The sequence below is a fragment of the Rhodococcus sp. GQ147 genome, from assembly GCF_059759155.1.
On sequence record NZ_JCAXDU010000015.1, the window covers coordinates 63,855 to 87,226 of the forward strand.

A 23,372-nucleotide genomic window follows, 5' to 3' on the forward strand; every position below is an offset into this window, starting at 1 on the left:
TGTGCACCGTTCTCGTTGACCGAGCACGGGCCGTAGCGGAAAGTTCCCCCAATACATCGAGTTCCCATTCACCGTCCACGAACACAGCCCGACTCGTTCCACCCCCTGTCGAAGGAATCGCCTTGGACGTACAACTCACCGCCGCGCACTGGGTCTACCTGGCCGGCATCCTCGTCATCCTGGCCACCATGGCCCTGCGGAAGAACATCGTCGTTCCTGCAGTCGTCGCAACCTTCCTGACCGCACTGACGTTCTCCGGCAGCATCGTCACGGGACTGTCGGCCATCTTCAATGCGAGCCTCGTCGCGGCGAAGGAACTGTTCAACATCTTCCTCATCATCGCGATGGTCACGGCCATGCTCGGCGCGCTGCGCCAGCTCGGCGCCGACCGGATGATGGTCGCGCCGTTCCGGCGGGTCATGCGTGCGGGCACCAGCAGCTTCCTCGTCCTCGCCGCGGTCACCTACGTGATCTCCCTGTTCTTCTGGCCCACCCCGGCCGTGCCCCTCGTCGGCGCGGTGCTCATCCCCGTCGCGATCCGCGCGGGCATGTCCCCGCTGTCGGTGGGCATGGTCATCGCGATCTGCGGCCAGGGCATGGCGCTGTCCTCGGACTACATCATCAAGGTGGCGCCCGGTATCTCCGCATCGGCGGCCGGCGTCGAGGCCGACGCCGTGGCGGACAAAGCCATGGTCCTGTCCCTGATCGTCGGCGGCACGGCTCTGCTGATCACCTACCTCGTGCAGAAGCGGCATTGGCGTGCACCGTCCCCCGACCTCCTCGTCGAGTGGGAGGCCGCAGCCGACCGCGGCATCGGTGACACAGCCGACCGCGGCATCGGTGACACAGCCGACCGCGGCATCGGTGACACAGCCGACCGCGGCATCGGTGAGACCCGTGGCGACTCCTCGGGCGACGGGGGTGGCTCCCGTCCTCCGCGTCGGCCGGAACCCGCCGGTGGCCCCAGCGGCGGCGGAGAGCAGGCGGCGACGGCCACGGCGGTGCTCGTGGCGCCGTCCGACCCGATCGCCGACCCCGACTCCGCGGCGGAGAAGGAACGCCGCGGTACCGCGAAGGCGTTCGCGATGCTCGTGCCGCTCGCCTACCTCGCGTTCATCGTCTACTTGATGCTGGGCAAGTTCACCGAGGTCGTGCCGCCACTGCAGGGTGGTGACGCCGCCGCGATCGTGGGTGGGATCGCAGCGCTGATCCTGTTCGCCGCCGCAGCGTCGACCGACCGCGGAGGTTTCCTCGAGACCACCTCGGACCATCTCGTCGACGGCCTGGTCTTCGCCTTCAAGGCCATGGGCTGCGTCCTCCCGATCGCCGGCTTCTTCTTCATCGGCAATCCGGAGTTCGCGGGACCGATCCTCGGCATCTCCGCCGACGCCGCAGGCCCGGCTATCCTGTTCGACCTCGTGACCACGGTGCAGTCGCACCTTCCGCAGAACGCCTTCATCACGTCCTTCGGCATCCTGCTCATCGGCCTCGTCGCCGGGCTCGACGGGTCCGGATTCAGCGGACTGCCCCTCACCGGTGCGCTGTCGGGTGCTCTCGGACCGGCCGTCGACGTCGACCCCTCGACGCTCGCGGCGATCGGTCAGATGGGCAACATCTGGGCCGGTGGCGGCGTCATCATCGCCTGGTCCTCGCTGGTCGCGGTGGCCGGTTTCGCCCGGGTGCCCGTGCTCGATCTCGCCCGCAAGTGCTTCCTGCCGGTGATGGCGGGGCTGATCCTCTCGACCGTCTTCGCAGTCCTGGTGTTCTGACGACGGCGCGTATTCCGACGGAAGCGACCGGGTCCCTGCTTCAGGGGCCCGGTCGTTCCGGGAGGGTCAGGATCCGGTAGCCGAGTTCGTGGAGACGGCGGTGCTCGATCCAGCGTTCCCGGGTCCACGCCGGCTCGGTGTGCGCGGCGATGACGGCCGCGGTGGTGGATGCGTGGAGGTCGAACTCGAGGTCGCGGCGCAGTTCGGGCAGCTCGCGGACGTCCGTCGACGCGGCGATTCTCGTGACGGCGTCGCGGACGCGGCCGTCGGCGAAGTCGAGGACGCGACGGTGGGCCCGGGGAAGTACGCCCCACAGCACCGCGAGCGCGACGAGGACGCCGACAACGGTCTCGAGGAAGCGGTCGCGCGCGACCGTCACCAGATCGCCGGGGGCACCCAACCCGCCGAGGACGACGACGAGTGGGGTGATGAAGACCATCGCCAGGCCGTAGTTCCGCACCAGGAACATTTCCGTGCCGGCCATCACCGCGGCCAGCACCACGACGAGGGCGACACCACCGGGATGGAAAGGCGTCAGGCAGGCCACCAGGACGAGTCCGAGCACGGTGCCGAGGAAGCGGTGCGCCGCCCGGTAGGAGCCGAGGATCCGATCCGGTCCCTGATGCAGGATCATCGCGGCCGTGATGACCGCCCAGTCGGGACGTCCGACGCCCAGCGCGATGGCGATCGTCCCGGCGAGAGGTCCCGCGACGAGCAGGCGCACCGCGATCGTCGCCGACCGGCTGCGCAGGTGCGCGGCGCGCGCGAGGCGGTACCGCACGGAGGGGCGTCGCAGCGGGGTCCGCAGTCGCAGATCGTCCTCGGGAACTGCCTCGTCCCGCGGACGCTCGTCCAGTGTCTCCGCGCATCGGAGGTGCGCCGCGCGCAGCGTCTGCTCCAGCGGATGCCCCGAATCGATGAGTCCGGCGTCGTGCAGGCACTGCCAGGCCGCGTGCAGATCGTGGACCGCGGCGCGGCGATTGCCGGGTGAGTTCTCCTCGAAGACCGCGTCGACGGCAGCGACCGCCGCGGCCACGGCGGTGCGTTCCGGGGTTCGCGGCCGGAACGGGGCACCGGACATGGAGGCCACGACGGCCGTTCCGGCGCCGATCGCGGTCCACGCCGAGACCGTCGGGACGGACACTCCCAGCGCGGGGAGAGCGGATGCGATCTCGAGGGACAGCAACATCAGGAAGGCGCCGGGCGCACCCATCCGCAGGGCGTCGACGACGAAGGCGCACACCGCGACGGTCGCGGTCATCGCCGCGACGACCACCAGGTACCACCACGCCGACCCGCCCGCGGCCAGTTCGTGGTGGACGACCGAACCTGCTAGGGCGCCGATCGTCGCCAGTGTCACGAGCACCGTCCCGATGACGGCGACCGCTCGGGCACGGACGCGATAGGGGCGTTGCTCGCCGTAGACGACGGCGAAAGCGCCGAGTGTGGCGATGGCGGAGACGGCGCCGAATCCGAGAGCGACGCCCACGAGACCGGGCACCGCGACCGTGGCGGCTGCGCGCGCGGCGCCGGGCCACCGGCGTCCTTGCCGGGGAACCGACAGCATCGCCGTCCGCAACGGGGCGGGGGTGGGCAGCGGAAGGTCGACGACCCGATGATCTCCGCTCGCTTCCGCCACGTCGTACCACCCTAGGAACCGACGGGGCACTGCTTACCGCCGGCAGGCGCGCATGAGGCGCAGGTCACTGGGCTGATCCGCCGCATTTCCCCACGGAATATCCGATCCGGAATTCCGCGGCGTGCGAATTGCGAACGTATCGAATTCGCCGGTGGAAAATGCGTCGACTCGCATATTTCTCGTAAATAGGATAGAAGAGGGGAGCGCCTGTTTCGAAGTCGGGAGAAATTCACCCGGCCCCGTGAAAGGACATTCCATGGCACTCAATGTTGTGTTGTTGTTACTGGTACTGGCTGCGGCCTTCGCGTCCGTCGCCGCTCTTCATTCGGCGGACGAGCGCCGCACCCGAAATCCCTGAGTGAATTCGGGGCGGCGCGGATCCGGCAGCCCGCGGAAATATCCGCGTCGGCATCCTCGGTCGTGGGGGAGGTTGTGTGCGTTTCCGTCGGGAGAATCGCACACAACCTCCCCTCGGTTGTGGTAGGTGCACGACGTCTGCCCGACGAGGGACGCCGGCGGCGATCCCGGAAGGTCGGGACAGTCGTCCCTTCCACCCGGGACATCGGGCACCGGATCGTTCCTTTACGACGCGCAGGGCGTCGCATCGATCCGAAGGGACCTTCATGAACACTCTCGGCACCGAGACCGAACCCCTCGCGCCGATCGCTCCCGATCGTCGTGGCCCCGGTTCGCTCTGGGCGTGGACGGGTGCGGTCGCCGGCCTCGCCGGCGTCGTGGGCATCCAGGCGAGCATGGCGACGAGCGCGGCATACAACGAGCGCACCGCCGGCAACGCGGTGGCGATCATGACCGAGTTCGCCGGGCAGCGCACGCCCATGCTCGTCATGCACCTGACGCTGATGGTGTCGACGATGCTGCTGCTCGTCTTCGCCGCCGGACTGCAGCGCCGACTGCGCGCAGGCACTCCGGAATTCAGCCTCGTGCCGACGGTCGCGGCATTCGGTCTCGTGCTCACCTCGGTCGCGACCCTCATGGGCACCGGACTCGACACCGAGTTGCTGTTCGGCCTCGGCAACACCGATCAGATGGTGCCCGAGGTGGCGGTCTTCGCCTCGCATTGGATGGGCACCATCCCATGGCTGTGGGTCGGTGCCGGTGTCAGCGGCGTCGCGGTCGCGGTCGCGGTCCTGCATCACCGCGCGGCGCCCCGGTGGATCGGTTGGGCGAGCATCGTCCTCGGTGGTCTGACACTGCTCCTCGGCATCTCCCCACTGCAGTACATGGCCGGCTTCACCGGCCCGATGTGGGTGCTGGTGGCCGGAGTCGGCTTCGCCCTCGCGGACCGGCGTGCACGTTAGTGCCACTGCGAGCGGCCCAGCGGCGTATACCTGCCGCGTCAAGGACACGGCGGTGCATACTCACCGCACCATGAAGGACACCGTCACGACGACCGGATCGGCGGGTACCGGGGCTCCGGTACCCGCCGCCGTCGTGGCCGTCGTCTCCTGGCTGCTCGCCGTGGCGGCCGTCGTCGTGTTCGTCGCGGCACGGCCCGCGCTCGATTCCGACCAGCTGTTCTTCCTCGTCGACGTCGTCGGAGCCGCCGTCTACGGGACGGTCGCCGGGGTGATCCTCGCCCGCCGGGTCCACGCCGTGCCGATCCTGCTGGCCGTCGCGTCGATCGGCGTCGGTGTGGCAGCGATGTCCTACAGCTGGACCCAGCTCGCCCTCGTCCGCCCCGAACTGCCCGTCGGATTCCTCGGTCCGCTGCAGAACACCACCTGGATCCCCGGGACACTCGCGTTGTTCCTGGTGGTGCCGTGGCTCGTCCGCGACCGTCCGGCCGATCCCGTGGTGCGGGCCGGGATCGGCGTCGGTGTCCTGACGATCGCCTGGTTCTTCTGGGCGCGCACCTTCACCGACATCGCCGACATCTGGTTCGTCGGGCCCGTTGTGGCCGTGGGTTTCCTGACCTCCGGGCACGTCGAGTGGCGTCGCCGTCACGCCTCGGCGGGCGAACTATCCGGGACGGGATGGCTCGCGCTCGGCAGTGCCCTGATGACAGCCTCGTACATCCCGTTGGCGGTCCCGGACGTGCCGTGGATGCTCACACCGCTGCTCCACCTCGCGACGCAGGCCTTCTATCCCGTCGCGATCCTCGCCGTCGTGCTGCGCCAACGACTCTGGGGCATCGACCTCGCGGTGGGTCGCGCCGCGCTCGCCGGCAGTCTCACCGCCGTGCTCGTCACCTCCTATCTCGCGGTGACGGTCGCGGTGTCGCTGGTGCTCCCGAACGAATCGGTCTTCGCCCAGGCGGTCGCCGCCACCGCCGTCGCCCTGGCCGTGCAGCCGGTGCGGATGTGGCTCGGCCGGAAGGTGCACCGCCTCGTCTACGGCGACGGCGTCGACCCGGCACGCGCCGTCCGGATCCTCGGGCGGCACTTCGCCGGTGCCGATTCGCCCGACCTGCTGTTGGGCGAACTCGCCGCCGGAATCGGCATCGCACTGCGTCTCGAATCGGTCGAGGTGCGCCGCGGCGGCGACGTGATCGCACGCTGGGGGACCGCGACCGGACCCGTCGAGGAGGTTCCGGTCGGTAACGGCGACGCCACCCTCGCCGTCACCGCACCTCCGGGCGAATCGCTCGGGGAACGCAGCCGGCGGGCGCTCACCGAACTCGCGACCGTCGTCGACGCCGGGCTCGTCGTACTGCGGTCGGCGGAGGACCTCGAAGACGCGCGTCGCCGCCTCACCGAGGTGAGACTCGAGGAACGCCGCACCATCCGCCGCGAACTGCACGACGGTCTCGGCCCGTCGCTCGCCGGGGTGCGGCTCGGCCTGCAGGGCGCACGCAATCTCGTCACCACCGACCCGGACGCCGCGGCCGGACTCGTCGACGAACTGCTCCGCGAACTCGATCGGCAAGTCGACGGTGTCCGCGAGCTCTCGCGCAGTCTGCTGCCCCCGGTTCTCGACGAACTCGGCCTCACCGCCGCACTCGATGAACTCGTGATCACCCACGCCCGCGCGGGATTCCGCGTCGACCTGCGGTCCGACCTCCCCGCCGGGATGTCCGGGCCGATCGCGTGGGCCGCCTACGGCATCGCCTCCGAGGCGGTCATCAACGCGCGACGGCATTCCGGTGCCGACGAATGCACGGTGCGGGTCGCGGCGGAGGGCGACGTGCTGGCCCTCGACATCGTCGACGACGGGCGAGGACTCGCGACCGACGCACGAATCGGTGTGGGGACGCAGAGCATGCGGGAACGGGCCCGGGAGGTCGGCGGAACGGTGGGCATCGAACCCGGCGACCCGCGCGGTGTCGTGGTGCGGGCGCGGCTACCCTGGTCCGAATCATGAGCGACAACGGAGCGATACGCGTTGCGGTCGTCGACGACCATCCCGTCTTCCGCCTCGGTATGGCGGCACTGCTGGGCACTCTCGACGGGATCGATGTCGTGTGCCAGGCGAGTTCGGTGGGGGAGGCCCTCGAGGTCGTGATCGGCGATGTCGACGTCGTGCTCATGGACATCGAACTCGGCGACGGATCGGGGATCGACGCGACCCGCAGCATCCTCCGGAAGTCGCCGGGCACCCGCATCCTGATGGTCACGATGCACGAGGACGAGGACATCCTCATCGCCTCCATCCGTGCCGGTGCCTCGGGTTATCTCGTCAAAGGGGCCGATCCGTCGGGGGTCGAACGGGCGATCCGGGCCGTGGCCGACGGTGAGATGATCGTCGGTGCGGCGGTCGCGGCGAAAGCCCTTGCGGCGGTCGCGAACTCCCGCAACACGTCGGCGGTTTTCCCGTATCTGACCGGACGGGAGCGGGAGATCCTCGACCTCGTGGCCCGCGGACTCGACAACGCCGCGATCTCCCGCCGACTCGTGCTCAGCCAGAAGACGGTGCGCAACCACGTGTCCAACATCCTCGGCAAGATCGGTGCAGCCGACCGGGCGAGCGCGATCGTCCGTGCGCGGGAAGCAGGCCTGGGCGTCGACTGACCTGCTGCTCAGGGAGTGACGGTCGTGACGAACGACATCCGGTCGCCGCGGTAGAGCGACCGGCGATGCTCGATCGGGACGTCGTTCTCGTCGTAGGAGATCCGCTCGAGCAGCAGCATCGGTGTGCGGGTGTCGGCGTCGAGCAGCGCCGCCTCGCGCGCATCCGGCAGCGTGGTCTCGATCCGCTCGACCGCCCGCGCGAACGTGATCCCGTAGGAACGGATCGCGGCGTACAGCGACGACGACGGATCGAGCGTCCGGCGCAGATCCGGAAAGCGGTGTGCGGGAAGGCGCGTGCGTTCGAGTCCGACATGCACTCCGTCGGCGAGCAGGACACGTTCGAGTTCGAGGACGGGATCGCCGGGTTCGAGACCGAGGCGGCAGGCCCGTTCGTCGTCGGCGACGAGGTCGGTCCACGCGACGAGCACACGCCCAGCGCTGCGCCCTTCGAGCAGGGCGGCTTCGGTATAGGAACCGATGACGAGGGGCTGGACGATCTTCGGGCCGGCGACGACGGTGCTGCGGCCCCGCCGTTCGATGCGGCCGTCGACGAGCAGTTCTCGCAGTGCCTGGCGGACGGTTTCGCGGGCGACGTCGAACCGGGTGGCGAGATCGCGTTCGGAGGGGACCTGATCTCCCACGCTGAGCTGGTCGAGGAGGCACTCGACCTGGCGGCGCACGATCTGGTGCTTGAGGATGCGCGCTTCGCGAACGACGGTGGCCACACATCCAGCGTAACCGAATTCCGGTCTACACCAACTGTTTCACCGGGAGTTCGACGAACCGGCCCTAACCCTGCGGTCCCGCGAGCTGTGGGAGGACCTCGGCGCCCGCGTTCCCGACGTCGGTTTCCTCGCGAACGGTTCGCTGACGCTGCCGCGCACCGCCGCCGAGGTCGCCGTCGCGGAGGAAGCGGTCGCACGCGACGACGCGCAGCGACGGGGATTCGCCCTGCTCGATGCGGACGAGACGCGCCGCCGTAACCCCGCGCTACGCGGTAACTTCCTCGCGGCACTGCACTGCAGCACGGACGCTGCCGTCGAATCCCGCATCGCGCTCCCGGCGATCCGGCAACATCTCGCCATCTCGGGCCGCTACCGGTTCCTGCTGTCCACAGAGGCCCGGGACGTCTCCCGCACGGCCCGCGGGACCGTGCAGTGCGCGACGACCACGGCACCGTGCACGAGACCGACCTCGTTCTCGTCTGTCCCGGCGCGACACTCGGTGGCCTCGCCCGCGACCTGTCATTGCGCAGGGTCCGGCTGCAGATGATGCAGACCGCACCGCTCGGCGAAGACCTCACCACGTCGATCGCCGACGGCGACAGCCTGCGCTACTACCCGGGATTCGCCGGTACCGCCCTCGACGAGCTCACCGCCTCCGAGGAGCAACGACCCGTCGCCGCGCAGCATCGCATGCAGTTGCTGTGCGTCCAGCGTCTGCACGGCGGCCTCACCATCGGCGACACCCACGCCTACGACGAACCGTTCGACTTCGACGTCGGCGAAGAACCCTACGACCACCTCGTCACAGTGACGGAGGAGTTCCTCGGCCGCCGACTGCCGCGCGTCGTCCGGCGCTGGGCCGGTGTGTACAGCCAGTGCGTCGACCCCACGCGCTCGTGCACCGCGCGAAGGCCGACGAAGACGTATGGGTCGTCGCCGGCCCGGGTGGCCGCGGTATGACCCTCGGCCTCTATCTCGGCGAGGAGACCGCCGACCTGCTCGGCCTCTGACATCCCGGAACCGGACGCCCCGATTCGTCGGCCAGGGCGACGTGGGTACCTACTCCGAGTACATCGTGCTACCCGCGGGCGTGACGACCGTGCCCGTCCCGGCCGCGGTGCCCGACGTCGTCGCAGCTCCGGCCTCGTGTGCGACCGCGACGGCTGTCGCGGTGGTTGAGACGGCCGGCGATCTCGACGGCCGCAGGGTCGTGGTGTGCGGTGCCGGGATGCTCGGCGTCACGGCGGTCGCCATGTGTGCCGAAGCCGGCGCCGACGTCATGATCATGGACACCGACCCGCAGCACGCGGCACGCGCCGACCGGTTCGGCGCGGTTCTCGACGACGGTGGTCCTGCCGGTATCGCTCTCGACTTCTCGGGTTCGGCGGATGCGATCGCGTCGCTGGTGTCGCGCCTCGATGTGGGCGGGCGCCTCGTGCTCGCGGGCTCGTCGGCACCCTCGTCCCCCTCGATGCGCTGCGAGAAGTCCTGTATGCGGCGCCGCGCCTTCGGGCGGCGGTGGTCCCGTAAGGGGTTTGCGGACGTTCGGTTCGGTCACGGACACCGATCGCTTCGGTCCTTACGGCCGAGGGGTGCCCGCTTCTACCGTAGGAGAGGTTGGGCACGGCGGCCCTCTGCAGGGCCGTGGGTGCCGTCGCTCCGCAAGCACGGGAAGGAACCTGCGCACTGTGACCACCGAGGCATTCATCTATGAAGCCATCCGAACACCACGCGGCCGAGGCAAGAAGACGGGCTCGCTGCACTCCGTCAAGCCGATCTCCCTGGTTACGGGCCTGATCGACGAGCTGCGTGTTCGATTCCCCGATCTCGACGAGAACCGTATCTCCGACCTGATCCTCGGTGTCGTCAGCCCCGTCGGCGATCAGGGTGCCGACATCGCCCGCACCGCTGTCACCATCGCGAACCTGCCGGCCACCACGGGCGGCGTGCAGATCAACCGGTTCTGCGCGTCGGGCCTCGAGGCCGTCAACATGGCTGCGCAGAAGGTCCGCTCCGGCTGGGACGAGCTCGTTCTCGCCGGCGGCGTCGAGTCCATGTCGCGTGTCTCCATGGGCTCCGACGGTGGCGCGTGGATGCTCGATCCCGCCACCAACTACGACAGCTACCTGGTTCCCCAGGGCATCTCCGCCGATCTCATCGCGACCATCGAGGGCTTCACCCGCGAGGACGTCGACGCCTACGCACTGCGTTCGCAGCAGCTCGCGGCGGCAGCCTGGTCGGGCGGCTACTTCTCCAAGTCGGTCGTGCCGGTCAAGGACCAGAACGGCCTGACCATCCTCGATCAGGATGAGCACATGCGTCCGGACACGACCCTCGAGGGTCTGGCCAAGCTGCAGCCGTCGTTCGCGACCATCGGTGAGATGGGCGGCTTCGACGCCGTGGCGCAGCAGAAGTTCCACTTCGTCGAGAAGATCGATCACGTCCACCACGGCGGCAACAGCTCGGGCATCGTCGACGGCGCGGCACTCGTGCTCGTCGGTTCCGAGCAGGCCGGCAAGGACCTCGGTCTGACCCCGCGTGCCCGCGTCGTCGCCACGGCCACCTCCGGTGCCGACTCGACGATCATGCTCACCGGCCCCACGCCGGCCGCGCACAAGGTTCTCGCTTCGGCGGGCCTGACGGTCGACGACATCGACCTGTTCGAGATCAACGAGGCGTTCGCCTCCGTCGTCCTGAAGTTCCAGAAGGACCTGAACATCCCGGACGAGAAGCTCAACGTCAACGGCGGCGCCATCGCGATGGGCCACCCGCTCGGCGCCACCGGCGCCATGATCACCGGCACCATGATCGACGAGCTCGAGCGCCGCGGAGCCAAGCGCGCCCTCGTCACCCTGTGCATCGGTGGCGGCATGGGTGTGGCCACCATCATCGAGCGCGTCTGACACCGGAAGGAATTCGAAAAACAGTGAGCGACAACATGATTTCCTGGGATAAGGACGCCGACGGCATCGTTGTGCTGACACTCGACGATCCGAACCAGGGCGCCAACACGATGAACGAGCTGTACAAGGCGTCGATGAAGGCCACCGTCGACCGTCTGTACGAGGAGCAGGACTCCATCACCGGTGTGGTGATCACCTCCGCGAAGAAGACCTTCTTCGCCGGCGGCGACCTGCGCAACATCATCGCGATCGGCCCCGACGACGCGCAGGTCGCGTTCGACGAGGTTCAGGGCATCAAGGCCGACCTGCGTCGTCTCGAGACCCTCGGTAAGCCCGTCGTCGCCGCCATCAACGGCGCGGCTCTCGGTGGCGGCCTCGAAATCGCCCTCGCGACGCATCGCCGCATCGCTGCCGATGTCAAGGGCGTGCAGATCGGTCTGCCCGAGGTCAGCCTCGGCCTGCTCCCTGGTGGCGGTGGCATCACCCGCACCGTGCGCCTGCTCGGCATCCAGACGGCGCTGCTCTCGGTTCTGCTGCAGGGCAACAAGTACAACGCGGTCAAGGCCAAGGAGATCGGCCTGGTCCACGACGTCGTGGGTAGCGTCGAGGAACTCGTTCCGGCCGCCAAGGAATGGATCAAGGCCAACCCCGAGGGCGGCATCCAGCCGTGGGATGTCAAGGGCTACAAGATCCCCGGCGGCACCCCTTCCAGCCCGGCCTTCGCCGCGAACCTTCCGGCCTTCCCCGCGAACCTGCGCAAGCAGATCAAGGGCGCCCCGATGCCGGCTCCGCGCGCCATCATGGCCGCCGCCGTCGAGGGCTCGCAGGTGGACTTCGACAATGCGTCGACCATCGAGTCGCGGTACTTCGTCGAACTCGCCACCGGCCAGGTCGCGAAGAACATGATCCAGGCGTTCTTCTTCGACATGCAGTCCATCAACTCGGGCGCTTCGCGTCCGAAGGACGTGCCGAAGCGCGAGATCAAGAAGATCGGCGTTCTCGGTGCGGGCATGATGGGCGCCGGCATCGCCTACGTCTCCGCCAAGGCCGGTTACGAGGTCGTCCTCAAGGACGTCACCCTCGAGGCCGCCGAGCGTGGCAAGAACTACTCGGAGAAGATCGAGACGAAGGCTCTCTCGCGTGGCAAGACCACCGAGGAGAAGTCGAAGGCTCTGCTCGACCGCATCACGCCGACGGCCGACCCCGCCGACTTCGCGGGCGTCGACTTCGTCATCGAGGCAGTGTTCGAGAACACCGAGCTCAAGCACAAGGTGTTCCAGGAGATCGAAGACATCGTCGATCCCGACGCGCTGCTCGGCTCGAACACCTCGACGCTGCCCATCACCGGTCTCGCGACCGGCGTCAAGCGTCCCGAGGACTTCATCGGTATCCACTTCTTCTCGCCGGTCGACAAGATGCCTCTGGTCGAGATCATCAAGGGTGAGAAGACCTCCGACGAGGCCCTGGCCCGCGTGTTCGACTACACGCTCGCGATCCGCAAGACTCCGATCGTCGTCAACGACAGTCGCGGCTTCTTCACCTCGCGTGTGATCGGCACCTTCGTCAACGAGGCCATCGCCATGCTCGGCGAGGGCATCGAGCCCGCGACCATCGAGCAGGCCGGTTCGCAGGCGGGTTACCCGGCTCCGCCGCTGCAGCTGACCGACGAGCTGAACATGAAGCTCATGCAGAAGATCGCGAAGGAATCCGAGGAGGCCGCCAAGCAGGGCGACACCAAGCTCGGCACCACGCGTCATCCCGCACTCGACGTGGTCGACTGGATGGTCGAGCAGGGTCGTCCGGGTCGTCTCGAGAAGGCCGGCTTCTACGAGTACGACGAGAACGGCAAGCGTCAGGGCATCTGGCAGGGTGTGCGCGATCACTTCAAGACCGAGGCGACCCTCGATGTGCCGCTGCAGGATCTGATCGACCGCATGCTCTTCGCCGAGGCGATCGAGACCCAGAAGTGCTTCGACGAAGGTGTTCTCGAGACCACCGCCGACGCCAACATCGGCTCGATCTTCGGCATCGGCTTCCCGGCCTGGACCGGTGGTGTCGCTCAGTACATCGTCGGCTACCCGGGTGGCAAGGAAGGCTTCGTCAAGCGCGCCGAGGAACTCGCCGCCAAGTACGGCGAGCGCTTCAACCCGCCGGCGTCGCTGCGCAGCTGACGCACACGACGGTTGCACGGAAGGGCTCCCGACGCCACGGCGTCGGGAGCCCTTCCCGTTCGCGCTCTTCTGTTTTCGTGCCGATGGGGTCGGCTAGGCGACCCACCAGGGGCGCAGCGGCGTCTGCGGCTTCTTGTCGTCGCCGAGCTTGACCGCGAGCACCTGGTGCAGCTGGACCACGTTGCGTTCGAAGCCGAGGCGCGAGCCTGCCATGTACAGGCCCCACAGGCGGGCCGTGCCCTCACCGACCTCGGCGACGCAGGCCTGCCAGTGCTTCTCGAGGTACTCGCACCAGCCCTTCAGCGTCAGGGCGTAGTGCTCGCGCAGGTTCTCCTCGTGCATCACCTCGAAGCCGATGTTCTGCGCCTCGGTGATGATGCGACCCGAACCGGTGAGTTCCCCGTCGGGGAAGACGTACCGGTCGATGAACCCGCCGGCCTTGGCGCGGGTGTTGTTGGTCGGCCGGGTGATGCAGTGGTTGAGCAGCAGACCGCCCACCCGCAGTTTGCCGTGGAGGAACCGGAAGTAGGCCGGATAGTTGGCGACACCGATGTGCTCGGTCAGGCCGATCGACGAGATGGCGTCGAATCCTTCCTCGGGCACGTCGCGGTAGTCGGAGTGCCGGACCTCCGCCAGGTCGCTCAGGCCCTCCTCGACGATGGCCTTCTGCGCCCACTCGGCCTGTTCCTTGGAGAGCGTCACGCCGAGGGCCTTCACACCGCGCCGAGCGGCGTAACGCACCATCCCGCCCCAGCCGCAACCGATGTCGAGCAGGCGGTCGCCCGGCTTCAACCGCAGCTTCTCGAAGACCAGACGGTACTTGTTCTCCTGGGCGTCCTCGAGGCTCTGATTCTCGGATTCGAAGACGGCGCAGGTGTACGTCATCGAGGGGCCCAGAACGTACTCGTAGAACTCGTTGGACACGTCGTAGTGGTGATGGATGACCTCGGCGTCGCGCGATTTCGAGTGCCGCAGACCCTCAGCGATGCGGCGCCAGCGCGGCAGGTGCTCCTGCGGCGGCGGTGCGATCGGCTTGAGCAGTTCGGTGCCGAGCGACCGGGCGATCTGCGCGAGGATACGTGCCGGGGGACGCTCGAAGTGCAGGTCGCCGAGCGAGGCGAGCAACTCGTAGGGGTTGCCGGGATGCACTCCCTTCGCCTGGAGATCGCCCGAGATGTACGCCCGTGCCATACCCAGATCGCCGGGGGCCGTGGCGATGTACGTCGCGCCCTTGGGCGACGCGAGATGTAGACCGTAGGGAGAGTCCTCGGGACCGGCCGCCGATCCGTCGTAGGCCGTGAAGCGCAACGGCATGTCGCCGCCGGTCACGATCTCCACGATCTGGGCGAGTGCGAGCTTGTCCTCGGTGGACCGATCGTTCTCGGTCCTGAATATGGTCACTTTCGTTGCACCGCCTTCGAAAACAGGTCCAGTAGACGGGACCGAGGGTCGTATTTCTGCTTGAGAGCGGGGTATTCACCGCCGCCGTAATAGAGCTTCTCGAACTCGTCCTTCGAGTAGTAGGAGTCCGAGTAGAGCGATTTGTGCCCGTCGAGTTCGGCGACCTTCTTCTCGATCAGCCGGTTGGCGGCGCCCTCCTCGGCGCCGGGCACGATGGGAACGGACGACCAGAACCCGACGTTCACATAGGCGCGCTTCGGCTCGAGCGGGTACAGCGGCCAGGGACGCTGGGCGTCCGAGGTGCTCGGACGGCCGGCGTCCGGGGACGACTCGATGTCGCGCAACTTCAAGGGGCACAACCAGATCGGCTCGATGGGAATTTCGTCGAGGAACCACTCGACGAACTCCTGCGTGCGTTCGAGCGGGACCTCGATGTCCTGCACGACGCGCTCGCGGGGTGGATTGCCCTTGCGTGCCTCGATCCGGTCGGCCACCGAATACTTGTGGTCGAGCGCGATGAGCTTCCAGTAGAAACTGCTGCGCAGCAACTGTTTCGGCCACATCCGGCGGATCTTCGGGTTCTGGGCGCCGAAAGCCCGGGAGCACCAGAACCAGTCGGTGTCCCACCGCCACAGATAGTCGCGGATCGTGAGCCGATCCTCCTTGGGTCGGTTGACGGAGACGTGCTGGATCGACCGGTAGTAGATGTCCTGCCCGGTGTAATCGCTGACGGGACCCGGCTCGTCGGTCTGTGTGCCGAGCGTCAGGTAGCTCTCGGTCGCGGAGAAGACGACACCGTCGAGATAGTCGACCGGTGTGCCGTCCCAGGTCCGTTCGTCGACGATCCGCGCGAGGGCGGACTGCAGATCGGCGATCGTGTCGAAACGCAGGTGACGCAGTGCGACGAAACGTTTCACCGGTTCGAGTGCGATGCGCAGGCGCGTGGCGTACCCGAGCGAACCGTACGAGTTGGGGAAGCCGTGGAACAGATCGGCGTGCTCACCCTCCGGGCGGGCCGTGATGATCTCGCCGGACCCGGTCAGGATGTCCATCTCGAGCACGGACTCGTGGGGGAGGCCGTTGCGGAAGGACGTCGACTCGATGCCGAGCCCGGTGACGGCGCCGCCGAGCGTGATCGTCTTCAGCTGCGGGACGACCAACGGTGCGAGGCCGTAGGGCAGGGTCGCGTCGACGAGGTCCTCGTAGGTGCACATGCCGGCGACGTCGGCGGTGCGGGCCTGCGGGTCGACGGAGATGACACCGCCGAGACCGGAGACGTCGAGCCCCGGCGCGTTCGCCGCGGCGCGTGCCCGGAAGAGGTTCGACGTCTTCTTCGCGAGTCGCACGGGCGCGTCGGCCGGAATCGCGCTGTACGAGCGCAGCAGGCGGTCTACACCCTGGCGGTGTACCGCCTCCCCGTACGGGACCTTCACACCTGACGATCTCGGCATCTGCATTCGACTCCTCCGGAGCGGCGCATCAGTGGCACGTCCACAATAGACCCGGCGGTCGCATCCGTCCCGGAACGCGCAGGGCAGGATGGATGCTGTCGTCACAGGCACATTCGAGCCCGCATCAGCGCGGAAGAAGCAGAAGGAGTCGTTCATGGCACAGGTCAGCGCAAGCAGTTCGATCCAGTTGGCGGCAGCTCCCGAGGTGGTGCTCACCGCCCTGGCCGACTACGAGACCGTGCGCCCGCGCATCCTCACCGAGCACTACCGCGACTACCGCGTGATCTCCGGTGGTCGCGGCGACGGCACCGTCGTGCACTGGATCCTCCAGGCCACGGAGAAGCGTCAGCGCGACGTGCAGGCCACCGTGTCGGTGAAGGGCAGTACCGTCACGGAGACGGACGCGAACTCGACGCTCGTGACGACCTACAGCGTCGTGCCGAACGGGACGGGTTCGACGGTCGTCGTGCTCACTCAGTGGAAGGGTGCCGGTGGCGTCAAGGGCTTCTTCGAGAAGACGTTCGCGCCGCTCGGCCTGAAGAAGATCCAGCAGCAGGTGCTCGAGAACCTGAAGAAGGAAGTCGACTGAGCCCGGTTCGGTCGACCTCGGCGTCTGTGTCCACCCCGATGCGCGGCGACTAGGCTGGCATCACAAACGTGCAGAAAGGACGTGCCGTGCAACCCGGTGGTGGAATGCCCGACATGCAGCAACTCCTCGCTCAGGCCCAGCAGATGCAGCAGCAACTCGTCGCTGCGCAGAACGAGATGGCGCAGGCGGAGGTCACCGGCCAGGCCGGCGGTGGCCTCGTGACCGCGACGGTGAAGGGCACGGGCGAGGTCGTGTCCGTGAAGATCGATCCGAAGGTCGTCGACCCCGAGGACGTCGAGACCCTGCAGGATCTGGTGGTCGGTGCGATCGCCGACGCCTCGGCGAAGGCCCAGGAGATCGCGGCCGAGAAGCTCGGTCCGCTCGCGGGTGGGCTCGGCGGCGGAATCCCCGGCCTGCCCGGTTTCTAGAGGTCGGCGTTGTACGAAGGACCGGTACAGGACCTCATCGACGAGCTGGGCAAGCTTCCGGGCGTCGGCCCGAAGAGTGCCCAGCGCATCGCGTTCCATCTGCTCTCGGTCGAGCCGCCCGAGATCGACCGCCTGCAGGCGGCGCTGCAGCGGATCCGCGACGGCGTGCAGTTCTGCGAGGTCTGCGGAACGGTCTCCGACCAGCGGCGTTGCCGCATCTGCTCCGATCCTCGCCGCGACCGCACGGTGATCTGCGTGGTCGAGGAACCGAAGGACGTGCAGGCGATCGAACGCACCCGGGAGTTCCGGGGGCGCTATCACGTCCTCGGTGGTGCGCTCGACCCGCTCAATGGCGTCGGCCCCGACCAGCTGCACATCCGCGAACTGCTCACCCGCATCGGCAACCAGGAGGACGGCGTCGACGTCTCCGAGGTGATCATCGCGACCGACCCCAATACGGAGGGCGAGGCGACGGCCACCTATCTGGTGCGTATGCTGCGCGACTTCCCGGGGCTGAGCGTCACCCGCCTCGCGTCGGGTCTGCCGATGGGCGGCGATCTCGAGTTCGCCGACGAGCTGACGCTCGGGCGAGCGTTGTCGGGGAGGCGGGCGATGTGACCGTGCGCAGCACGGAGGCATCGCACCGGGGTGAGCCCGAGAAGCGTCGCCGGACTTCCGACGAGACCCGGAAGCTGATCATCGAGGCTGCGGGGAAGGCGTTTGCGACGCGCCCCTACCGCGACATCACGCTCAAGGACATCGCGGAGGAAGCGGGGGTCAGCGCCCCGCTGATCATCAAGTACTTCGGCTCGAAGGAGCAGTTGTACGAGGAGCTCGTCGACTTCCAGTACGGCGCGCAGGTGCTGTTCGACGGTCCACTTGAGAGTCTGGGCGAGCGGATGGTGGCGATGCTCGCTCGCCCGCTCGAGCCCTACAAGCCGTTGTCGATGAACATTCTGTTCATGAGCGGGGGCAGCGAGGAGAGTAATCGCATGCTCCGCGACAACTACTCCGCGCAGATGATCGACGCGCTCGCCGCGCGTCTTCCGGGGCCGGATGCCCGTCTCCGGGCCGAGCTGGCGATGTCGGCGGTGATGGGGTTGGCGATCATGCGTCGTCGGATGATGCAGGAACGCGCGACCGGCAGAGTCGAGGATGTGGTGGCGCTGTACGCGCCGCTGGTGCAGCGACTGCTCGACGGAGACGGTTCTTAGCCACAGAAATGACTTTGGTCACTCCCCTTGAGGGTAAATAGCCGTTCACCTAATGTGGTGAACGGCTATTTACCTATTCGGTGAGGAGGGCGTCGATGTCGATCTCGCTCCCTCTGCGCCTGCACGTACCGGGTAGGTACGCCTCCGCTCCGACGCGCTCGGCGTCGGGAGCTGCGGAGAAGAAGCGACGCGACCCGGGGCACCTCGTCTTCCCGGTCCTCGCGGTGGGAGCCGTCTTCCAGGCCATCATGCAGACCGTCATGGTGCCGCTCCTGCCGAGCATGCCGGGCTTCACCGGCGCCGGAACCACCGCCGTCTCGTGGCTGGTGACGAGCACCCTGCTGGTCGGTGCGGTGATGACGCCCATCTTCGGCCGTCTCGCCGACATGATCGGCAAGAAGCGGATGCTGCTCATCGCGTTCTCGCTTATGACACTCGGCTCGTTGATCTGCGCGCTGACCTCGGACATCGGACTGCTCATCGTCGCCCGTGGCCTGCAGGGCGCCGGCGCGGCGGTGCTGCCGATCGGCATGGCGATCCTTCGCGAGGTCCTGCCCCGTGAGCACGTGGAGCGCTCGATCGCGATGCTCAGTTCCACCCTCGGCATCGGCACCGCGGTCGGTATCCCGTTCGCTGCCGCCATCGTCCAGTTCGCCGATTGGCACCTGCTCTTCTGGACCACCGCCGCCATCGGCGCCGGTGTGGCCCTCGCGGCGTGGATCGTCATCCCGGAATCGGACACCCGCACCGGCGGTCGCTTCGACGCCGTGGGCGCCGCCGGCCTGTCCGCCGCCCTGGTGTGCCTGCTCGTGCCCATCACCCAGGGCAGCACGTGGGGCTGGACGAGCCCCGCAGTGCTGCTCTCGTTCGCCGCGTCGGTGCTGCTGTTCGTGCTCTGGGGAGTGCAGCAGCTGCGCAACCGCAACCCGCTCGTCGACCTGCGTGTCTCGGCCCGCCGTTCCGTCCTCGCGCCGCACCTGTCGGCACTGCTCGTCGGGTTCGCCTTCTACGGCAACACCCTCATCACCACACAGTTGCTGCAGGCGCCGTCCGGGCACGGAGCCGGATACGACCTGACCATCCTCCAGGCCGCGGCCTGCCAGCTCGCCGCGAGCTTCGCGATGATGATCTTCGCGATCGTGGCCTCCCGGATCACCGAACGTTTCGGACCCAAGATCACGATCATGACCGGAGCGGTCTTCCTGCTCGCCGGCTACAGCGTCCACGCGGTGCCCGGCAAGCCGCTGTGGCTCGTCGTCGCCGCCATCTTCGTCGCGGCGATCGGCACGTCGCTCGTGTACTGCACGCTGCCGGTGCTCCTCCTCGGCGCGGTGCCGCTGTCGCAGAACGCCGCGGCGAACGGCGTCAACGTCCTGCTCCGCACCGTGGGCAGCACCGTCTGCAGCGCGGTCGTCGCCTCGGTGCTCGCGGCTCACACCCTCGGGGGCGGGCTCGGCATCGGCACCGCGGGCTTCGTGATCGCCTACCTCGTGTGCGCCGGTTGCGCCGTGGTCGTCTTCGTCTCGGGTTTCGCACTCCCGTCGAAGCAGGCCCTGCGGCCCGTCGAGAACTGACCCCGGCCCGCCCTCCCGGAACAGTTACGGCCCTGCACCCCGGTGGTGAAACCGGAATGCGGGGCCGCCCCTCCTGTCCCCCAGGTCTGTCGGTGCGTCAGTGTTCGACGCCCAGATCGTTCGGACGGTAACCGAGGGGGTAACCCGGATACGTCCGGTTGGTGGCGTTGCCCGCCGACAGCGACACGCGTCGCTTCGGCAGTCGCCGCACGAACGCCGACCGTGCCCGCAGCGCGCCCTCGACGATCTCCGTCACCTGCGGTGAGCTCTTCGGGAAACCGAACGCCGACGCCATGCGGTCGTCGATCAGCGCGAAAACGACCTTCTCGATGCCCTTGTTCAGCACCTTCGGGTACCACGACTGGAAGAGGCGCAGCGTGTAGGTGCCGATGGCGTGGTTGTCGTCGCTGTAGGTGAACTTCTCGCGCTCGTATTCGAGCTTGAACCGGTGGAACTCCTGGAACGACTCCGGGATGTCCTTGATGCCCATCCGGATGCCCACCTGGCGGTAGAAGTAGAACGACGCCAGCCGCTCCTTCGGGTGCAGGCGACGCCACCCGTAGCGGTCGATCCAGTCGAGCGGGTCGTACACGAAGGTCGACAGGACGTACAGCATGTCGTCGTTGTCGATCGAGTACTTGCCGTGCATCCGGTTGATGTTGCGCAGCGACTCGCGTCCCCGCTCGGCGTCGTAGCCGTGCTCGACCAGCTCGGCCATCAGCAGCGCCGTGTCGTCGTACCGCTTCTGCGGCCGCTTCTCGAACTCGCCGGTGCGGGCGAGCAACTCCGAGATGCTGGGCACACAGTACGTGCGGAAGAGGGCGAACTCGAGCGACCGCTGGTAGTCCCACGGGAACTCGTAACCGGCGGTGATCCGCACGATGTCCTGGTGCTGCGTGACCGGGTCGAGCTCCTCGATCACCTCGACCCAGCCCATCCGCCCACGCTTCGGGTGCGGGTCCCTGTTCGGGGGTGGGAACGTACCGGCCTTCTCGATGCGTGCCTCGGGCTTCGCGACGACGGCGGCCTTTCGGCTGCGAGTGCGCGGGGGAGTGGTCGTCATCGGCTCACCTTCCGTGCATGAACTGGAGCATCGCTCGCGAGATTTTCAGATCGCGCTCCGGACGCTCGAGGCTCATGAGTTTGAGCGGCGAGCTGAACTTCGCCACCGTGACCGACTTGGGACGGCTAAACTCGCGCAGGCCGTCGGCGCCGTGGATGCGGCCGAAACCGGACTCGCCGATGCCGCCGAAGGGCAACGAGGCGATGGCGGCGAAGCCGAGCACCGAATTGACCGACACCATGCCGTTGCGCAGGCGCTCGGCGAGCTGACGGCCTTTCTTCTTGTTGCGCGTGAAGATCGACGCACCGAGACCGTAGTTCGTGCCGTTCGCGCGTTCGACGGCCTCGTCGAGGTCGCGAACCTTGTTGACGACGACCGTCGGGCCGAAGGTCTCCTCGCACACCGCGGCCGAGGTCTCGGGCACGTCGGTGAGGATGACGGGCTCGACGATGCGCTCCTGCACCGAATCGAGTCCGCCGAGGACGGCCTTGCCACCGGACTTCAGGGCGTCCTCGATGTGACTGCGCACGATGTCGACCTGGCGCGGAAGCGTCATAGGGCCGTAGGTGGAGTCCTCGTCGCCGCCCGGCTTCGCGCGCCGGACGGTGGCGGTGAGCTTGTCGAGGAACTCGCGGTAGACAGGCTCCTCGACGTAGATGCGCTCGACGCCCGCGCAGGTCTGGCCGGCGTTGCCGAAGGCGCCGAAGGCGGCGAACTCGACGGCCTCGTCGATGTTCGCGTCGGCCGCGACGATCATCGCGTCCTTGCCGCCGCATTCGGCGACGAGCGGGGTGAGCGACTCGGCGCACACCGCCATGACCTTGCGGGCGGTGGGGCCGGAGCCGGTGAAGGCGACCTTGTCGACACCCGAACGCACGAGCGCCGAACCCGTCTCACCGAGACCGGTGATGACCTGGAAGACCGGCTGGGTGGGGGCGATCGAGTTCCACTTGTCCTCGAGCCACTTCGCAACACCGGGGGTGAGCTCGCTCGGCTTGAAGACGACGGCGTTGCCGGCGGCCAGCGAGTAGGCGATCGAACCCATCGGGGTGTACACGGGGTAGTTCCAGGGGCCGATCACGCCGATGACACCGAGGGGCTTGTACTCGAGGGTTGCGGCCTGGTTGAAGCTCGCGACGCCCGAGGGCACCTTGCGGGGCCTGAGCACCTTCTTGGCGTTCTTGGCCGCCCAGTCGAGGTGCTCGACCGCCAGCATGACTTCGAGGAAGGCGTCGCCGAAGGGCTTACCGGTCTCCTTCGCCACCACCGATGCGAGCGAGGTCGCGTCGGATGCGATGGCCTTCTTGAACTCGAGGAGCCAGTCGCGGCGGCCGCGGAAGCCCTGCGCCTCCCACCAGCGCGCGGCGACGCGGGCGCGCTCGACGGCCGCGCCCACGGCGGCCTCGTCGGCGACCGGATACTCGGCGATCACCTCGCCGTTCCGGGGGTCGAGGCTGGCGAAGGTGTCGGTGCTTGCTGCCGTGGATGCCTTGTCCGAGCTGCTCTTCGCGTTCTTCGGACTGGTGAGGTTCTGGGTCATGTTCGACACTTCCTGGTGAACCACATCACATATATTTGATGTGATAGCTGTAGTGGACATCACATTAGGCGTTCGCGGGCCAATTGGACAACCCCCGTGCGCAGTTGTCCGGATTCCTACAGGAGACACGATGGCGGCACCGACACGTAGCCCCGGGACAGCGGCGGATCACGCTGCGGCATCCCGACGTTCGGAGGGGGCCGTGCGGCGCCGTCCGCAGCTTTCCGACGAGGTGGCCGGCCACCTCCGCGGGTCGATCATGTCCGGCGCGTTGCGTCCGGGCGACTTCATCCGGCTCGACGAGACCGCGGTCGAACTCGGCGTCAGCGTCACCCCCGTCCGGGAGGCGCTGCTGACGCTGCGCGGGGAGGGAATGGTCGAATCCGCCCCGAACCGCGGCTACCGGGTCTCTCCTCTCACGCGCGGCGACATCGACGACATCTTCTGGCTGCAGGGACAGATCGCCGTCGAGCTCGCGCTCCGAGCGGTCGACCGTGCCACGCCGGCCGACCTCGAGCGTCTGGCCGAACTCAACGAGAGGCTGCGCATGCTCGTCGTCATTCCGGAGGGAGTGACACCCGACATCGAGCGGATCGCCGACGCGGAGTTCGACTTCCATCGCGAGCTCAACCGCATCGCCGACAGCCCCAAGCTCGCGTGGTTCCTCAACACCGCCGCGCGCACGATTCCGTACCGCCTCTACGCGCGGGACGCCGAGTGGGGAACGCTCGCCATCCGGTCGCACACGAAGCTGATCGAGGCGATCGCTGCGCAGGACCACAGCGAAGTGATCACGCAGACGCTGGTGCAGTTCGAGGACGCGGCCGCGCGGCTGGTCGCCCACCGTGAGCGAGCGGGTGTCGATTCGCCTTCCGGATAGGCACTTGCCTATCTGAGTACGGGTGTGCACAATTTGTATGACAGTGCTGCACCCGTA

19 protein-coding genes and 1 pseudogene are annotated in these 23,372 nt (G+C 67.9%); 14 read left to right on the forward strand and 6 right to left on the reverse strand.

The features are described 5' to 3' along the window. Nucleotides 1-122: 122 nt before the first annotated feature. Nucleotides 123-1,769, forward strand: coding sequence for a TRAP transporter large permease (locus AC6CID_RS17435; RefSeq protein ID WP_033097931.1), 1,647 nt, complete (start codon nt 123-125; stop codon nt 1,767-1,769). Nucleotides 1,770-1,809: 40 nt separating this feature from the next. On the opposite strand, the gene AC6CID_RS17440 is transcribed toward AC6CID_RS17435, so the two are convergent. After that, a complete protein-coding gene (locus tag AC6CID_RS17440) occupies nt 1,810-3,408 on the reverse strand; it encodes an FUSC family protein (protein ID WP_033097930.1) in 1,599 nt (532 codons plus the stop codon). A gap of 623 nt (nt 3,409-4,031) precedes the next feature. Here AC6CID_RS17440 and AC6CID_RS17445 point away from each other — a divergent pair. The 3 genes from AC6CID_RS17445 to AC6CID_RS17455 all read left to right on the forward strand — a co-directional run bounded on the left by AC6CID_RS17445 (nt 4,032) and on the right by AC6CID_RS17455 (nt 7,376). Further along, entirely contained in the window at nt 4,032-4,727 is a 696-nt protein-coding gene (locus tag AC6CID_RS17445; RefSeq protein ID WP_498354248.1) for a hypothetical protein, read from the forward strand. A 70-nt stretch (nt 4,728-4,797) separates the two neighbouring features. Further along, nucleotides 4,798-6,729 carry a sensor histidine kinase gene (locus tag AC6CID_RS17450; RefSeq protein WP_498354249.1) on the forward strand — a complete coding sequence of 644 codons (1,932 nt, stop codon included), beginning with the start codon at nt 4,798-4,800 and terminating at the stop codon, nt 6,727-6,729. After that, nucleotides 6,726-7,376, forward strand: coding sequence for a response regulator (locus AC6CID_RS17455; protein WP_498354250.1), 651 nt, complete (start codon nt 6,726-6,728; stop codon nt 7,374-7,376). The genes AC6CID_RS17450 and AC6CID_RS17455 overlap by 4 nt, the downstream gene beginning before the upstream one ends. Before the next feature lie 8 nt (nt 7,377-7,384). Here the strand turns inward: AC6CID_RS17455 and AC6CID_RS17460 are convergent, their stop codons facing one another. Next, nucleotides 7,385-8,101, reverse strand: coding sequence for a GntR family transcriptional regulator (locus AC6CID_RS17460; RefSeq protein WP_498354251.1), 717 nt, complete (start codon nt 8,099-8,101; stop codon nt 7,385-7,387). 16 nt (nt 8,102-8,117) lie between these two features. On the opposite strand from AC6CID_RS17460, the pseudogene AC6CID_RS17465 reads away from it, so the two are divergent. From AC6CID_RS17465 to AC6CID_RS17480, 4 genes and pseudogenes are all read left to right on the forward strand, one after another. Then, nucleotides 8,118-9,111: pseudogene (locus tag AC6CID_RS17465) on the forward strand (FAD-dependent oxidoreductase); the annotation flags it as partial. 41 nt (nt 9,112-9,152) lie between these two features. Further along, the gene (locus AC6CID_RS17470; protein ID WP_064061164.1) at nt 9,153-9,815 is read left to right on the forward strand and encodes a hypothetical protein; all 663 of its coding nucleotides are present in this window, start codon (nt 9,153-9,155) and stop codon (nt 9,813-9,815) included. Continuing rightward, nucleotides 9,790-11,004, forward strand: coding sequence for an acetyl-CoA C-acetyltransferase (locus AC6CID_RS17475; protein WP_231782119.1), 1,215 nt, complete (start codon nt 9,790-9,792; stop codon nt 11,002-11,004). Before AC6CID_RS17470 ends, AC6CID_RS17475 begins: the two co-directional genes overlap by 26 nt. Nucleotides 11,005-11,027: 23 nt before the next feature. Then, nucleotides 11,028-13,175, forward strand: a complete 2,148-nt coding sequence (locus AC6CID_RS17480) for a 3-hydroxyacyl-CoA dehydrogenase NAD-binding domain-containing protein (protein WP_019290266.1) — start codon at nt 11,028-11,030, stop codon at nt 13,173-13,175. Nucleotides 13,176-13,268: 93 nt separating this feature from the next. Here AC6CID_RS17480 and AC6CID_RS17485 read toward each other — a convergent pair whose 3' ends face one another. Together AC6CID_RS17485 and AC6CID_RS17490 are read right to left on the reverse strand one after the other, a co-directional pair. Beyond that, complete coding sequence (locus tag AC6CID_RS17485) at nt 13,269-14,576, reverse strand: class I SAM-dependent methyltransferase (RefSeq protein WP_019290265.1); 1,308 nt, start codon at nt 14,574-14,576, stop codon at nt 13,269-13,271. Further along, complete coding sequence (locus AC6CID_RS17490; RefSeq protein WP_033097925.1) at nt 14,573-16,033, reverse strand: FAD-binding oxidoreductase; 1,461 nt, start codon at nt 16,031-16,033, stop codon at nt 14,573-14,575. Before AC6CID_RS17490 ends, AC6CID_RS17485 begins: the two co-directional genes overlap by 4 nt. Before the next feature lie 148 nt (nt 16,034-16,181). On the opposite strand from AC6CID_RS17490, the gene AC6CID_RS17495 reads away from it, so the two are divergent. The 5 genes from AC6CID_RS17495 to AC6CID_RS17515 all read left to right on the forward strand — a co-directional run bounded on the left by AC6CID_RS17495 (nt 16,182) and on the right by AC6CID_RS17515 (nt 19,832). Further along, a complete protein-coding gene (locus AC6CID_RS17495) occupies nt 16,182-16,616 on the forward strand; it encodes an SRPBCC family protein (protein WP_006552473.1) in 435 nt (144 codons plus the stop codon). 104 nt (nt 16,617-16,720) lie between these two features. Further along, nucleotides 16,721-17,044 carry a YbaB/EbfC family nucleoid-associated protein gene (locus AC6CID_RS17500; RefSeq protein WP_019290262.1) on the forward strand — a complete coding sequence of 108 codons (324 nt, stop codon included), beginning with the start codon at nt 16,721-16,723 and terminating at the stop codon, nt 17,042-17,044. A gap of 9 nt (nt 17,045-17,053) precedes the next feature. Further along, nucleotides 17,054-17,662, forward strand: coding sequence for a recombination mediator RecR (gene recR / locus AC6CID_RS17505; RefSeq protein WP_019290261.1), 609 nt, complete (start codon nt 17,054-17,056; stop codon nt 17,660-17,662). After that, nucleotides 17,659-18,258 (forward strand): TetR/AcrR family transcriptional regulator, encoded by a 600-nt coding sequence (locus tag AC6CID_RS17510; protein WP_498354252.1) that lies wholly within the window; start codon nt 17,659-17,661, stop codon nt 18,256-18,258. The genes recR and AC6CID_RS17510 overlap by 4 nt, the downstream gene beginning before the upstream one ends. A 95-nt stretch (nt 18,259-18,353) precedes the next feature. Continuing rightward, complete coding sequence (locus tag AC6CID_RS17515; RefSeq protein WP_064061162.1) at nt 18,354-19,832, forward strand: MFS transporter; 1,479 nt, start codon at nt 18,354-18,356, stop codon at nt 19,830-19,832. 97 nt (nt 19,833-19,929) lie between these two features. Here AC6CID_RS17515 and AC6CID_RS17520 read toward each other — a convergent pair whose 3' ends face one another. Together AC6CID_RS17520 and AC6CID_RS17525 are read right to left on the reverse strand one after the other, a co-directional pair. Beyond that, on the reverse strand, nt 19,930-20,895 hold the full coding sequence (locus AC6CID_RS17520; RefSeq protein WP_006552468.1) for an oxygenase MpaB family protein: 966 nt from the start codon (nt 20,893-20,895) through the stop codon (nt 19,930-19,932). Between the two features lie 4 nt (nt 20,896-20,899). After that, nucleotides 20,900-22,435 (reverse strand): aldehyde dehydrogenase family protein, encoded by a 1,536-nt coding sequence (locus tag AC6CID_RS17525; protein ID WP_064061161.1) that lies wholly within the window; start codon nt 22,433-22,435, stop codon nt 20,900-20,902. 130 nt (nt 22,436-22,565) lie between these two features. Here AC6CID_RS17525 and AC6CID_RS17530 point away from each other — a divergent pair, with 130 nt between their 5' ends. After that, nucleotides 22,566-23,315, forward strand: coding sequence for a GntR family transcriptional regulator (locus AC6CID_RS17530; protein ID WP_225623698.1), 750 nt, complete (start codon nt 22,566-22,568; stop codon nt 23,313-23,315). Nucleotides 23,316-23,372 lie beyond the last annotated feature (57 nt).

Coding starts and splice junctions, on each gene's coding strand:
- AC6CID_RS17445 (WP_498354248.1), top strand. CDS start 4,032: ATGAACACTCTCGGCACCGAGACCGAACCCCTCGCGCCGATCGCTCCC.
- AC6CID_RS17450 (WP_498354249.1), top strand. CDS start 4,798: ATGAAGGACACCGTCACGACGACCGGATCGGCGGGTACCGGGGCTCCG.
- AC6CID_RS17520 (WP_006552468.1), bottom strand. CDS start 20,895: ATGACGACCACTCCCCCGCGCACTCGCAGCCGAAAGGCCGCCGTCGTC.
- AC6CID_RS17495 (WP_006552473.1), top strand. CDS start 16,182: ATGGCACAGGTCAGCGCAAGCAGTTCGATCCAGTTGGCGGCAGCTCCC.
- AC6CID_RS17525 (WP_064061161.1), bottom strand. CDS start 22,435: ATGACCCAGAACCTCACCAGTCCGAAGAACGCGAAGAGCAGCTCGGAC.
- AC6CID_RS17515 (WP_064061162.1), top strand. CDS start 18,354: ATGTCGATCTCGCTCCCTCTGCGCCTGCACGTACCGGGTAGGTACGCC.
- AC6CID_RS17455 (WP_498354250.1), top strand. CDS start 6,726: ATGAGCGACAACGGAGCGATACGCGTTGCGGTCGTCGACGACCATCCC.
- AC6CID_RS17490 (WP_033097925.1), bottom strand. CDS start 16,033: ATGCAGATGCCGAGATCGTCAGGTGTGAAGGTCCCGTACGGGGAGGCG.
- AC6CID_RS17530 (WP_225623698.1), top strand. CDS start 22,566: ATGGCGGCACCGACACGTAGCCCCGGGACAGCGGCGGATCACGCTGCG.
- AC6CID_RS17500 (WP_019290262.1), top strand. CDS start 16,721: ATGCCCGACATGCAGCAACTCCTCGCTCAGGCCCAGCAGATGCAGCAG.